Here is a 13,088-nt window from a genome sequence, read left to right as displayed (position 1 = left end):
GCGTCCCTGCTAACACTGACTCAAGAGCTCGCTGGCACAAAGCCTCTTGATCGTACTACTCACGCCGATCGAATGTGGGATCGCTCAAGTGTCCGCCGCGATGTATATCCGCCGATACGGGAAGCTCTGGAGGAGATGTCTCCCGGACTGGACTGCTGCATGTACTGCGGCAACCATATGGCTGACACAGTGGACCACTTCGTACCCAAATCTCGCTGTGCACTTAGGACGTTCTACTGGCCCAACCTGCTGCTGGCCTGCTCGACTTGCAACAGTCGCTTCAAGGGATCAAAGCATCGCAGTGACGGTCTCGTCGGCTCATTGCTGATTGATCCGACCCGCGAGAACCCCTTCGACCACCTTGATCTTGGACTCACCAGTGGCATCTACCGGCCCGTAGAGGGCTCTCCCAAAGGCAGCTGGACCATCGAGGTTCTCGGCCTGAACGCAGGGAAGCGGCCGCGAGCCCGATCAAGCGCGTGGCTGAACCTGCCCGACGATCTGATGGGTTGGGCAGATGCTCGCTCCAGCGGCGACCTCAAGGGGATGAAGCGCAAGCTCTATCGCATGCTGAATCAACCCTTCGCCGACGTGTGCTTTGCGGCGTTGCACAAGGCGGCGACCGAGGAGGCCCACCAGATTTTCGCCGAGGAGGATCCGCAGGTTCTTGAGCTGCTGCGCGACAAAGAGCTGCGGGCGGCCCTTCAGGTTTAGAGAAGGGCACGAGCCGGGCCACAGCAAGGGTGGGCCCGACCCGCTAACGTCGAGGGTCTCCGCGGACAGGTCTCATCGCGAGCTGATCGCTGGGGGCTGTCTGGGAGCGCAGACATGCCCATTTCTACAGCTCACGCAGCCCGACCAGGACTCTTCCGATCAGCACTGGGTCGGAGATCGGGCCAGTAGGTTCGGCTGGTTGCCCGCGCTCCTTGGCGTGCCCCGTGCGGCCCGGGTCGGACCGCCTGGAACCGTGAAGGAGAAGTTCCGCCCAGACGACCTTCCCGGTCGCCATGGTGGGGTAGTAGTAGCCCCAGCGGTTGGCCATCTCGCTCACCAGGAACAGTCCGCGTCCTCCGGTGGCTTCCAGGCCCACGTCGCGCCGTACTGGCGGCCGGGGATCGCGGTCTGCGACTTGGACGAGCACCCCCGTTCCTGTCAGCTGGAGCCCGAGGGTGAACGTGCTGACATCGGCGAGGCCCGGGTATCCGGTGTTCGGCGGCTCGTTGTTGGCCGAGTGGCGGACCGCGTTGGTGGCGAGCTCGGAGACGATGAGGTTGGCCGTCTCGATGACAGCGCCCGGGACCCGCCAGCGGCACATGATGTCGGCGGTGTGCCGACGGGCCCAGGGGACCGCGTTGGGGGTATCGGCGAAGGTCAGGTGGCTGACGTACGGATGGCCTTGAGACATGAGGTGCCTCACGCTCGGGGCTGCGTGGGCGTGCGGGTGCTTGCTGTTGGCGTTGATCAGGTGGTCCCGCCGTCCCGTGGTGGCCGGATCGCCGGCCACCACGAGCAGAGGTCCGATGCGCTCCCGTGCGGCTTGCTCGCGGGCGCGGCTACTTCGTGACGATCACGTAGACGCTGGCCCACTGGCGCTTCGGGTTGGCCAAGGTCGGGTCGAAGGTCCACGGCTTGACGGTCTTGAAGCCAGCCTCGGTGAAGAGCTGGGCGAGCTTCTCATGGTCATACGCCCAGTAGTGGGGGTTGTAGGTCGGGTCGTCGTCCTGGTCGCGGAAGACGTAGTTGATGAGGTCGAGGTAGGTGTTGATGTCGCCTCGGCACTTCCGCTTGGCGTACCACCGCTCGATCATCTCGGCAGCCCGGTCCGGCGGTGCCGGGTACTGGTTCAGGACGAAGGCGGCGTCGGGGACGCCGGTGAGGAGCTGCCCACAAGGGGCGAGGACACGGTGGGCCTCGTGGGCGTAGTGCTTGGCGGAGCGCGGGTAGTCGATGTGCTCCAGGAAGTGCTCGGAGAAGATCGTCTCGGTGCTGGCGTCGTCGAGCGGGATGCCCTCGCGCACGTCCCACAGGAGGTCAGCCGGCGGGACGATGTCGATGTTGAAGAAGCCGTCGATGCGGTGGCCGCCACCGCCGATCTGGACCTTGGTGGGGCCGGGCGTAAGGACGACATCGGGCAGGGCAGCGACGCCGGCCCGGTGGTGGCGGTGCAGTTCGACTTCCTTGACGGCCGCCCGGAGGGTGCGGGCGAGACCGTGCGTGGTCGCGGGTGAGTCGAGGACCTGGTCGAGCTGGGCGCACAGGGCGGCTATCTGCTGGTCGTGCGGCGTCATCGTGTCTCGCTTCCTGGGCTGCCTGGGGTGAGGATCAGATGCTGCGGGAGCTGAGCTGGTCGATCGCCCACAGGCCCAGTCCGTTGCTGGGGTGGTGCCGGCCGCTGTCCGCGAAGTCGGCGTCGAAGTGCTCGACGGGTTCGGGGAGGTGGAACGGGGCCACCTGGAGGTTGAGCGGGCGCCAATGGGTGTCCGTGGTGTCGCGGTTCTCAGTGAGGCCGACGTAGGTGGTGGTGAGCAGGTACGTCGAGCCGCTGGCGACCACGCGGTCGAGGAAGGCGAGCACCTCGTGGTGGGTGAGGTGGACGAGGCAGTCCCGTGCGATGACGAGGTCCGCTGCCGGGATGTCGTCCCTGCTCAGGTCGGCCTGCCGGAAGGAGATGCGCTCGGTGCCGTGCCGTTCCTGGTTGAGCTGGACGAGGTCGGGGACGACGTCGAGGCCGAGGTAGGCGTCCAGCCGGTCGAATCCGTCGACGTGACGGATCCAGTTGACGTCGCCGCATCCGGCGTCCGCAAGGCTCTGCGTGCCGAACTTGCCGAGATGCCGCCGTTCCGGCGCACGACCGGCGCGGCCACCCGCCAGCACATCCGGGCCACGCTCCGGACCGCCCTGAACGCCGCCATCCCCGAGGGCCTGATCACCCTCAACCCGGCCGCCCACGTCAAGCTCGACCCGGCCGCCAGGCCGAGGGCCCTGGTCTGGACACCGGAGCGGGTCGCCCAGTGGCAGGCGACCGGCGTGAAGCCCTCCCCCGTGATGGTCTGGACGCCGCAGCAGACCGGCGCGTTCCTCGACTACGTGGCTACCGACCGCCTGTACGCGCTGTGGCACGTGATCGCCTTCCGCGGTCTTCGTCGGGGCGAGGCGTGCGGTCAGCCGTGGTCCGAGACCAACCTCGACAACAGCTCGCTGACCGTGACGGCCCAACTCGTGCAGGACGGCTGGGAGGTCGAGGAGTCCGACCCCAAGACCGATGGGAGCTTCCGGACCGTGGCACTGGACGACGACACGGTGGCCGTCCTGCGGCGCCACCGCGAGCGCCAGCAGAAGGAGCGGAACGACTGGGGGCCGGCCTGGAAGGACACCGGCCGGGTCTTCACCAACGAGGACGGTTCCTGGCTCCACCCCGGCAAGGTCACCGAGATGTTCGAGCGACTCGTGGCCGCGTCCGGCCAGCCGCCGATTCGCCTGCACGACCTCCGCCACGGCGCGGCTACCCTCGCTCTCGCCGGCGGGGTCGACATGAAGGTGGTGTCCGAGATGCTCGGCCACTCCTCCATCAAGATCACCTCGGACATCTACACCAGCGTCCTGCCCGAGATCGCCAAGGACGCCGCCGAGGCTGCCGCGAAGCTCGTCCCCCTCCAGCGGAAGACCGAGGCCGAGGCTCACGCCAAGGCCGCGGCCGAGGCGGAGAAGGCGAAGCGGAAGGCCGCGAAGAAAGCGAAGACCAAGGCCAAGAAGGCCAAGGGCTAACCCAAGATCAACATTGGCGCTCACGCATCGCTCACGCAAGCGATCTTGTAGCGCACCGCTGACACCTGCTCGCGCGCCAAGGAATGGCAAAAGGCCCAGGTCATGGGCTATGTGACCTGGGCCTTCACTGAGCCGCCTGCGGGATTCGAACCCGCGACCTACGCATTACGAGTGCGTTGCTCTGGCCAACTGAGCTAAGGCGGCACCGTTGCCACGTGTGGTGGCAACGCGGGCCAGTCTACACAGGTTCGCAGGTGATCCGTAGCCGGGCCGGGCGGTGGTCGGGTGGGCGGCGGGTGGGGGTGGGGAGGGGGTGGGGAGGGGGTGGATGGTTTTCACTTCAATCGATCACCGGTACGACGTTACGATGAGCGCCCCCTCCCACCTCTCCCCACCTCCGGAGTCACCGTGTTCGGTGTCAACGACCTGGCGACGTACGTCCTCGGCGCCCTCGTGATCATCTTGCTGCCCGGCCCCAACTCGCTGTACGTGCTGTCGGTCGCCGCGCGGAAGGGCATCCGGACCGGGTACAAGGCCGCGGCGGGCGTGTTCGTGGGCGACCTCACCCTGATCAGCCTGACCTCGCTGGGGGCCGCCTCGCTGTTGAAGGCGAACCCGGCGGTGTTCGCGGTGGTCAAGTTCGGTGGCGCCGCCTACCTGCTGTGGATCGGGTTCGGGATGCTGCGCTCCGCCCGCCAGCTGTGGCGCGAGCACCGGGCCGAGGCCGACCCGGCGAACGCCGGTGCCGAGGCGGCCACGGAGTCGGGTGAGCAGCCGTTCCGGCGGGCGCTGGTGATCAGCCTGCTCAACCCGAAGGCGATCCTGTTCCTGCTGTCGTTCTTCACCCAGTTCGTCGACCCGTCGTACGGGCAGCCCGCGCTGTCCTTCATCCTGCTCGGCGGAATCCTGCAGACCTTCAGCCTGCTCTACCTCTCGCTGCTGATCTTCGCGGGCACCACGCTGGCCACCGCCTTCCGCCGCCGCCGGCGGCTGTCCGCGACCCTGACCAGCGGCGTCGCCGTGCTGTTCGCGGGCTTCGCGGCGAAGCTGGCGGTCTCCTCCGCCTGACCGGGCGGGAGCGGCGCCTACCGGTCGCAGCGCTTGCCCGGCTCCGGGGCCTCCCCGGTGAGCAGGTAGCGGTTGACGGCGCCGTCCACGCAGGGGTCGTGCCGCCCGTACGCGGTGTGGCCGTCGCCGTCGTAGGTGAGCAGTCGGCCGGACTCCAGCTGTCCGGCCAGGGAGCGGGCCCAGTCGTACGGGGTGGCCGGGTCGCGGGTGGTGCCCACGACGACGATCGGGGCGGCTCCGGCGGCCCGGACGGTGTGCGCCGCACCGGTGGCCCGGACCGGCCAGTAGGCGCAGGTCAGCGCCATCCAGGCCATGTCGCGCCCGAAGTGCGGGGAGACCCGCTCGAAGTCCGGGAGCGCCCGCTGGACGTCCTCCGGCGAGCGGAACGGTGCGGGCAGGTCCAGGCAGTTCACCGCCGTGTTGGCGAACATCAGGTTGGGGTAGGAACCGTCCGCCTCGCGCCCGTAGTAGGCATCGGAGAGCTTCAACAGCCCGGTACCGTCGCCGGCCCCGGCATCGGTGAGCGCGGTGCGCAGCTTGGGCCAGAGGAACTCGGCGTACAGGGCCTGGACGACGCCGGTGGTGGCCTGGGCCCCGGTGAGCCGGCGTCCGTTGTCGGTGCTCGGCAGCGGGTGGGCGCGGACGGCCGCGAGCAGGGCCGTGAGCCGGTCGCCGACCTGCTGCTCGGTGCGGCCGAGCGGGCAGTCCTCGCGCCCGGCGCAGTCCCGGGCGAAGGCCGCCCAGGCGGTCTCGAAGCCGCCGGCCTGGGTGCGGTTGCCGGTGACGGCGTCGAGCGACGGGTCCATGGCGCCGTCCAGCACCACCCGCCCGACCTTGCTCGGGAACAGTCCGGCGTAGGTGGCGCCGAGGAAGGTGCCGTACGACTTGCCGACGAAGTTCAGCCGCTCGTCGCCGACCAGGGCACGCAGCACGTCCATGTCGCGGGCCGACTCGACGGTGCTGAGGTGGCCGAGCGCGGCCCCGGCCTGCTTGCGGCAGCCCTCGGCGAACTCCTGGTCGACGGCGACCAGCGCGTCGATCGCCCGCTGGTCGCCGGGGGCCAGGTCGGTGGCGGTGAAGGCGTCCATCCGCTCACCGCTCAGGCAGTTGACCGGATTGCTGCGGCCCACCCCGCGCGGGTCGAGGCCGATCAGGTCGTACCGGGCGCGCACGGTGCGGTCGTACGTCCCGGCGACGGCCTCCAGGTACTCGATCGCCGAGCCGCCGGGCCCGCCCGGGTTGAGCAGCAGCGAGCCGAGCCGGGAGTCGCCACCGGAGCCGCCGCCCGAGCCACCCGAGCCGTCAGAGCCACCCGAGCCACCGGGACCACCCGGTCCGGCCGTCGCGCGGGCGGCCGAGAGGGTGAGGTCACCGTCGCCGGGGTGGTCGTAGTCCATCGGCACCCGGAAGGTGGTGCACTCGAACCGGCCGTCGCAGGGCTGCCAGGTCGGCCGCTGCGCGTAGTACGGCGCGAGCGCGGCCGGGACGGCGGCGGGCAGCGGCTCCAGCGGGGTGGCGGCGGTGTCCGGAGCCGCGCCGGAACGGGTCGGGCCGGCACCGGTGGTACCGGTCCCACCGGCCGGTTCCGGGGTGTCCCGGCTGCACCCGTCCGCCGAGACCGCCAGCAGCCCGACCAGCACCGCCACGGCCACCATCCGCGCCCGCGCCCGCACCGGCACCCCGGCCCGAACCGGCGCCGACACCCGACCCCGCCCGAAGGCCCTCATCCGCTTCCTCTCCACCACTCCGGGAAAGCACGAGAACGTACGCGAACCTATGCGAAAGCACGCGAACGTACGAGAACGTATGCGAACGTACGAGAACGAAGAAACGCCGCTGCCCGGTACCCACCCCGGGTACCGGGCAGCGTATCGCCGGCTCGGCCGACGCTCAGGACGCCTTGGCCAGCGCGTCGGCCAGGAACTGTGCCGCCTGCCGCACCAACCGCAACCGCTCCCGGTCCGCGGTGTAGTCCTGCACGTTGTCCGAGATCCGCACCTCGGCCTTGGCCGCCGGGCCGGCGCCGGACTTGAGCGCGCTCTGCAGCTTGCGGGCCGCGTCCAGCCCGGCGGAGTCGCCCTTGGCGGCGGCCAGCAGCAGCTTGGCCGAGCTGCCCGCCGGGGCCTCGGCGCCGGTCTGGGTGAGCGCGGCGGCGTCGTACCGGCCGGAGACCGCGGCGGCCGCACCGTACAGGTCGGGGCGGGCCAGTCCGGCCGCGGCGGCGCACGGCGCACCGCCTTCGACGCCGAGGGTGCCCCAGGAGGCCGGGCCGGGCGGGAGGGTGCGGAAGGAGGCCGCGACGGTGTTGCGCAGCGTCGCGTCGTCGGCGACGGCGGCCGGGGCCGCGGCGACCAGCTCGCAGGGGTGCGCGGTGCCGTTCGGGGCCTCCGGGGCGACCAGGATGAACGGCCGGGCGCGACCGGCCTGGAGGGCTGCGCCGACACCCTCGAAGACGTCCGGCACCTCGGCGTCGGCGGTCTTGCCCGGGGTGGCGGCGTGCATCACCACGACCGGGAAGCGCGCGTTCGGCTCCTTGGCGTACTGCGCGGGCAGCCAGACCCGGACGTTGCGCGGCTTCCCGTCGGGTCCGAGCACGGCGGACTGCAGCAGTTCGCCGCCGCCCGGGTGCCCGACGCTGTCGAAACGGCTGGCCGCGGCCGGCGTCGCGGTCGCGCCCGCGGCGGCACCCGCCCCCGCACCCCCCGCCGCAGCCGGATCGGTGGCGGCCGGCGGCGCCGGCTGCTGCCGACCCGCCCCACCGGAGGCCCAGGCCCCCGCAGCCGCCGCGTCCACCGCGGGCTCCACCCGGTCCGTCCCCTGCCCGCCGTGACTCAGACCGCCGAACGCCCCGAGCGCGGTGAGCACCGTCAACGCGGTGACGCACACCCCGCAGACCATCGCCCCGCCCGCCCGCGCCAGCATCGGCCAACGGTCGCCCGCCAGTTCGTAGGTCGCGGCGGCCTGCAGGTCGCGCCAGCGCTGGAGCGCGCCGCGCGCCAGCCAGATCCCGCCGACAGCGGCGGCCAGCAGGGGAATGACGAGGAGCGGACGAACCACGGAACGCACCACCTCGGACGAGGGCCGGCGCCGGACCGGACCCGGTGCCGTGCAGGAGGCGACCGCTCCGGCGGTGGGCCCTCCCGGTGGGGAGGCCGGGTACGGCCGGGCGCGGTCGGCCCCAGCGTGCACAACGGGCGCGCCGTCACACGCGGGTGTGCCCGGCGAGTATCGCCCGTTCACTCGAAGGTGGGACGCCGGGCCGACCCCGGACGACTCCGGGCGGCGTACCGGCCCGGACGGCGTACGGGCGGCCTCGACCCCCGGGCAGGCCGCAGCCGGACCTCAGCCCGCCCGCAGCGCCACCGTCATCGCCTCGACCGCGAGCAGCGGGTCCACGTTGCGGTCCAGCGCCTCCCGGCAGGCCAGCACCGCCTCGATCCGGCGCAGCGTGCCCTCCGCCGTACTGTCCTGGGCGACCCGGTTCAGCGCCTGCCGCTGGTCCTCGTTGGCGAGCGAACCGGTGGAGCCGAGCTGGACCGCCAGCACGTCCCGGTAGAAGCCGAGCAGGTCGAGCAGCGCGACCCCGAGGGTCTCCCGGCGGGTGCGGGTGGCGCGGCTCTTCTGCCGCTTCTCCAGTTCCTTGACCGCCCCGGCCATGCCGCGCGGCGCCTTGCTGCCCTCGGCGGCGCCGTAGGCGGCCTTCAGGTCGTCCGTCTCCTTGGCGTCCTGGGTCTCGGCGAGCGCCTCGGCGTCGGCCTTGGCGGTGTCGACCAGGCGCTGGGCGGCGGTCAGGCAGCCGCCGATGTCGGCGACCTCCAGCGGGATCCGCAGCACCTCGGCCCGGCGGGTGCGGGCCTGCTCGTCGACGGCGAGCCGGCGGGTGCGCTCGATGTCGCCCTGCCCGGCGAGCGCGGCCAGCCGGGCGGTCTCCGGGTCAACGCCGTCGCGCCGGACCAGCATGTCGGCGACCGCCTCGGCGGCCGGCGTGCGCAGCACCAGCAGGCGGCAGCGGGAGCGGATGGTCGGCAGCACGTCCTGGACGGAGGGGGCGCAGAGCAGCCAGACGGTACGCGGGGAGGGCTCCTCCACACCTTTGAGCAGCGCGTTGGCGGCGGCCTCGGTGAGCCGGTGCGCGGCGTCCACCAGGATCACCGACCAGCGGCCGCCGGTCGGGTAGCTGGATGCGCGCAGGACCAGGTCGCGCATGTCGCCGACACCGATGGACAGGCCGTCGGTCCGCACGTACTTGACGTCGGCGTGGCTGCCGGCCAGCACGGTGTGGCAGCCGTCGCAGAAACCGCAGCCGGGCGTGCCGCCCAGCGCGAGATCGGGGCTGGTGCACTGGAGGGCCGCGGCGAAGGCGCGCGCGGCGGTGACCTGGCCGGCCCCGGGCGGGCCAGTGAACAGCCAGGCGTGGGTCATCAGGGAGGCGTTGCCGCCCTCCACCGGGACGGCGCCGCGGGCGGCCGCGACCGTCGCCCCGGCCGCCCGGGCCGCGGCGGTCAACTGGTCGACCACCCGCTCCTGGCCCACCAGGTCGTCCCAGACGGCCACTGCTGCTCCCAAGCTCCGTACGGCAGCGCTCCCGGCGCCGATTCCCCGCCGTCGAGCATACGTCTCCGCTCCGACAGCCACTGCTCCGTCCGGGTCACGCCCGGCCACGGGCCCGGGCCACGACACGCCTCCCGTCCGACGGACTCCCCGTATGACGAACTTCCCGTACGACGAACGGGCGGCGCCACCCGGGGCCACAGCCCCAGCGACACCGCCCGCCCGTACGACTCAGCCCCGACGGCCCCAGCGCCGGCCCTTGCCCTTGCCGCCGTCCTCGCCCCGGTCGTCCCCGCCGCGCCGCTCCCGGCTGCCCTGGTCGCCGTGGTCGCCCTGGTCGCCCTGGTCGCCGTGGCCCCAGCGCGCCCACTCGTCACGCGAGCCGAGCAGGGTGTCGGTCAGGCTCGGCAGGTCGTCCATCGGCGTCTCCTCGGCCCACTCCGGTCGGGGCCGGTCGGCAGCGGGCTGCGGCCCGCCCGACCGCGGCGCGGCAGGCTGCCCACCGTCCACCACCGGCAGCTCGCGGGTGCTGTCCAACGGCTCCTCGGACACCGGCGCCCCGGGCCTCGACGCCCCAGGCACCGGCGCCCCGGGCCGCCCGGACTCGATCCGCGGCAGCACCGCCGTCTCCTCCACGGCCGGAACCCGCGGCAGCACCGCCGTCTCGTCCACCGCCGGAACCCGCGGCAGCACCGCCGTCTCGTCCGCGGCCTCCGCCGCCCGGACCGCCGCCTGCCGGTCCCGCAGCGTCAGCTCCCGGGTCGCCTCGTCACCGAGGCCCCCGGCCGCAGCCCGCGGGGTCTCCGGGACCGACCGCAGCTGCGTCGTGGCCGCGTCCCCGCCCGCAGGCCGTTCCCCGGCCCGCTCCGAAGCAGCCCGCTCAGAACCAGCCCGCTCAGAAGCGGCGCGCTCCGAAGCCGTCTCCGCCGCCGCAGCAGCCGCCGCCAGCGCCGCGGCCTGCGCCAACCGGGCCTCCTCGGCCCGCTGCAGCGCCTCCTCCGCCCGGCGCCGCTGCTCCTCGCGCGCCAGCTCCCGCTGCCGCTGCAGCTCCGCCTGCGCGGCCGCCTCGTCCGCGAGCCGCTTGCGCTCGGCGGCCTCCACGGCCAGCCGGGCCTCCTCGGCGGCCCTGCGCTTCGCCTCCTCCTCGGCCCGACGGCGGGCTTCCTCCTCGGCCCTGCGCTTCGCCTCCTCCTCGGCCTTGCGCCGGGCCTCGGCGGCGACCCGCTCGGCCTCCTCGCGCGCCAGCCGCTCCTGCTCCGCCTGCTCGGCCCGCAGCTGCGCCAGCACCTCCTGCCGCTTGCGCTCGGCGGCCTCCTCCTCGGCCTTCTTGCGGGCCTCCTCGGCGGCGCGCCGTTCGGCCTCCTCGCGGGCCAGCCGCTCCTGCTCGGCCCGCGCGGCCTTCTCCTGCTCGGAGAGCGGCAGCTCGCGGTCGAGCCGGTGCCGGATGGCGGTGGTGACGAAGCCGGGGGCCTGGCTGCCGTCGACGACCAGGTAGCGCGCCGGGTCGGCGGCCGCGAGGGCGAGGAAGCCGGCCCGGACCCGCTGGTGGAACTCGGTGGGCTCGGACTCCAGTCGGTCGAGCGCCTCGGTGAACCGCTCCCGGGCCCGGGTCGGGTCGACGTCCAGCACCACGGTCAGGTCGGGCAGCAGCCCGCCGGTCGCCCAGCGGGAGATCCGGGCCACCTCGGTGGCGGCCAGGTCGCGCCCGGCGCCCTGGTAGGCGATGGAGGAGTCCATGTACCGGTCGGTGATCACCACGGCGCCGCGGGCGAGGGCCGGCCGGATGACGTTCTCGACGTGCTCGGCGCGGTCGGCGGCGTAGATCAGCGCCTCGGCGCGGTGCGACAGGCCGGTGTTGCCGACGTCCAGGACGAGTCCGCGCAGCCGCTGCCCGACCGGGCTGCCGCCGGGTTCGCGGGTGAGCACGACCTCGTGGCCCTTGCCGCGGATCCACTCGGCGAGCGCCTGGGCCTGGGTGGACTTGCCGGCGCCGTCGCCGCCCTCCAGGGCGATGAAGAAGCCGGTGCCGGCTCCCCGGTGCGGCACCGGGCCGCCGGCGCCGCGCACCGCGTCCACCAGGTCCCGGCCGAACGGCACGGTGCCGCGCCGGTCGTCGGTGCGCAGCAGCACGACGGCGGCGAGCACCAGGGTGAGCAGCCCGGCGGTGGCGACGGCGAGGGCGCCGCCGCCGTGGATGAAGGTGAAGGAGCCGGGCTCGACGGTGCCGTACTCGACGTCCCCGTACCCGGCGGCGATCAGCGGGACGGCGACCAGCGCGGCCGCGACCACGACCCGGAGCACCGCGTACAGGTGCTCGGTGACCTTGGCCAGCCGGGCCTCCTCGACCTCCTGGGCGAGCAGGCCCCGCCCGGCCGAGACGACGATCCCGGCGGCCAGTCCGGCCAGCACGCTGAGCAGCAGGACCAGCACGAAGTCCAGCACCAGCCCGGCCAGGATCAGCGCGACGCCCTCGGTGAGCAGCGCCAGCGCGAGCAGCCGGCGGCGGGAGAGCGAGGGCAGGGTGGCCCGGGTGAACCGGGCGCCCAGCGCGGGGGCACCGGCCGCGGCGAGCACGACCAGGCCGTAGCCGATCGGCCCGGCCCGGTGCTCGACGGCGGTGAGCAGCGCCAGGGCGGCGACGCCCGCCATCGAGGCGAACCCGGCGGCGACGGCGAAGGTGAAGTACGGGGCGCTGCCGGTGCGGCCCTTGCTCAGGGCGGGGCCGGGGGCGGCGTCGGTGGGGGCCCGCAGGCCGGTCAGCGGCGAGTGCGGGGCGACCGACACCGGACCGCCGGGCAGCTGCTGGAGGTAGCCGCGGACGGCCGCGGCGGCGAACAGACCGGCGGCGCCGAGCGCCGCGAAGGTCAGCTGGTGGGCGCGCAGCCAGTCCGAGCCGACCGCCGCGCCGATGTTGTTGACCAGGGTGAGGACGATCAGCCCGAGCGCACCCAGCGGCACGGTGACCCAGCCGGTGAACCGGTCGATGCTCCGGACGGTGTCCAGGTTGGCGGCGGCGGGCCGCTGCTCGGCGACGGGGGCGTACGGGTTGGCGGGCGGCAGCAGGCCGGGAACGGCGGCGGCCTTGGCGATCCCCCGGACCCGCTCGGCGGCACCGGTGAGGAACACCGTGGCGAGCAGCACGTAGGTGGCCGCGCCGGAGGGCTTGGGGCCGGAGCTCAGCCAGACCGTCCACCAGGGTGCGACGGCGATCAGCAGGGCGCCCAGCACGTCCGCGCCGAACAGCGTCCAGCGCCGGTCCAGCTTCCCGGCGACCAGCTGGTGCACCGGCTCCAGCAGCGCCACGCCGACCAGCCCGGTGGCCGCCACCCGGACGGCGAGGACGGCGGCGGTGGCGAAGGCGAGGCTGCGCGGCAGGTCACCGAACCGGCCGCCCTGGGCGGCGGCGATCACGGTGAGCGCGAGCAGCACCATCAGCCCGAGCCGGTCGGCGGTGCCGCCGATCAGCTGGGTGGTCCACAGGCGCCGGTAGGACCTGGTCCGCAACAGCGCCCGGGCCCGGTCCACGGGGGTTCCGGCGGGCGCGACCTCGGGCAGCTCGGGCCCGGTGGCTCTGTCGGCCGGGGCGGCGCTGGGGGTGGGCTGCTCCTCGCTCGTCATACGGTCAGCGTAGCGGTCTGGGCTTTGCCCGATTGAGACGAACGGGGTTCCGGTTCGCCGTCATCACCGGCCCGTGACGATCCCTG

At 73.4% G+C, this 13,088-nt stretch carries 9 protein-coding genes, 1 tRNA gene and 1 pseudogene; 3 read left to right on the top strand and 8 right to left on the bottom strand.

Annotated features, from left to right (window positions below; all coding sequences use genetic code 11):
* The first annotated feature begins 72 nt into the window (after positions 1–72).
* Entirely contained in the window at positions 73–714 is a 642-nt protein-coding gene (locus ACIP4P_RS34405; protein WP_400925426.1) for an HNH endonuclease, read from the top strand.
* A gap of 124 nt (positions 715–838) precedes the next feature.
* Here ACIP4P_RS34405 and ACIP4P_RS34400 read toward each other — a convergent pair whose 3' ends face one another.
* The 3 genes from ACIP4P_RS34400 to ACIP4P_RS34390 all read right to left on the bottom strand — a co-directional run bounded on the left by ACIP4P_RS34400 (position 839) and on the right by ACIP4P_RS34390 (position 2,874).
* Positions 839–1,405: an ATP-binding protein gene (locus tag ACIP4P_RS34400; RefSeq protein ID WP_400925236.1), complete on the bottom strand. Its 567-nt coding sequence runs from the start codon at positions 1,403–1,405 to the stop codon at positions 839–841.
* 148 nt (positions 1,406–1,553) lie between these two features.
* On the bottom strand, positions 1,554–2,288 hold the full coding sequence (locus ACIP4P_RS34395) for a class I SAM-dependent methyltransferase (protein WP_400925234.1): 735 nt from the start codon (positions 2,286–2,288) through the stop codon (positions 1,554–1,556).
* Between the two features lie 34 nt (positions 2,289–2,322).
* A complete protein-coding gene (locus tag ACIP4P_RS34390; RefSeq protein ID WP_400925433.1) occupies positions 2,323–2,874 on the bottom strand; it encodes a hypothetical protein in 552 nt (183 codons plus the stop codon).
* Here ACIP4P_RS34390 and ACIP4P_RS34385 point away from each other — a divergent pair.
* Positions 2,800–3,765: pseudogene (locus ACIP4P_RS34385) on the top strand (tyrosine-type recombinase/integrase); the annotation flags it as partial. The gene ACIP4P_RS34390 and the pseudogene ACIP4P_RS34385 sit on opposite strands and share 75 nt — an antisense overlap.
* A 130-nt stretch (positions 3,766–3,895) precedes the next feature.
* On the opposite strand, the gene ACIP4P_RS34380 reads toward ACIP4P_RS34385, so the two are convergent.
* Positions 3,896–3,969, bottom strand: a tRNA-Thr gene (locus ACIP4P_RS34380).
* 204 nt (positions 3,970–4,173) lie between these two features.
* Between ACIP4P_RS34380 and leuE the strand changes: the two genes are divergently transcribed.
* Positions 4,174–4,833 (top strand): leucine efflux protein LeuE, encoded by a 660-nt coding sequence (leuE, locus tag ACIP4P_RS34375; RefSeq protein WP_400925232.1) that lies wholly within the window; start codon positions 4,174–4,176, stop codon positions 4,831–4,833.
* A 17-nt stretch (positions 4,834–4,850) separates the two neighbouring features.
* Here the strand turns inward: leuE and ACIP4P_RS34370 are convergent, their stop codons facing one another.
* From ACIP4P_RS34370 to tmk, 4 genes are all read right to left on the bottom strand, one after another.
* On the bottom strand, positions 4,851–6,560 hold the full coding sequence (locus ACIP4P_RS34370; RefSeq protein ID WP_400925230.1) for an alpha/beta hydrolase: 1,710 nt from the start codon (positions 6,558–6,560) through the stop codon (positions 4,851–4,853).
* 163 nt (positions 6,561–6,723) lie between these two features.
* Positions 6,724–7,890: a hypothetical protein gene (locus ACIP4P_RS34365; RefSeq protein ID WP_400925228.1), complete on the bottom strand. Its 1,167-nt coding sequence runs from the start codon at positions 7,888–7,890 to the stop codon at positions 6,724–6,726.
* Between the two features lie 285 nt (positions 7,891–8,175).
* Positions 8,176–9,387, bottom strand: coding sequence for a DNA polymerase III subunit delta' (locus tag ACIP4P_RS34360; RefSeq protein WP_400925424.1), 1,212 nt, complete (start codon positions 9,385–9,387; stop codon positions 8,176–8,178).
* A 228-nt stretch (positions 9,388–9,615) separates the two neighbouring features.
* Entirely contained in the window at positions 9,616–13,002 is a 3,387-nt protein-coding gene (gene tmk / locus ACIP4P_RS34355; RefSeq protein ID WP_400925226.1) for a dTMP kinase, read from the bottom strand.
* Between the last annotated feature and the right edge of the window lie 86 nt (positions 13,003–13,088).

Origin of the sequence: Kitasatospora sp. NPDC089509 (assembly GCF_044749365.1) — a bacterium.
Lineage (GTDB): Bacteria > Actinomycetota > Actinomycetes > Streptomycetales > Streptomycetaceae > Kitasatospora.
This window is presented reverse-complemented; position numbering and strand designations above follow the sequence as displayed.

Excerpts from the sequence above, each read along its gene's own strand:
- ACIP4P_RS34405 (WP_400925426.1), top strand. The coding sequence starts at position 73 with ATGTGGGATCGCTCAAGTGTCCGCCGCGATGTATATCCGCCGATACGG.
- ACIP4P_RS34400 (WP_400925236.1), bottom strand. The coding sequence starts at position 1,405 with ATGTCTCAAGGCCATCCGTACGTCAGCCACCTGACCTTCGCCGATACC.
- ACIP4P_RS34395 (WP_400925234.1), bottom strand. The coding sequence starts at position 2,288 with ATGACGCCGCACGACCAGCAGATAGCCGCCCTGTGCGCCCAGCTCGAC.
- ACIP4P_RS34370 (WP_400925230.1), bottom strand. The coding sequence starts at position 6,560 with ATGAGGGCCTTCGGGCGGGGTCGGGTGTCGGCGCCGGTTCGGGCCGGG.
- tmk (WP_400925226.1), bottom strand. The coding sequence starts at position 13,002 with ATGACGAGCGAGGAGCAGCCCACCCCCAGCGCCGCCCCGGCCGACAGA.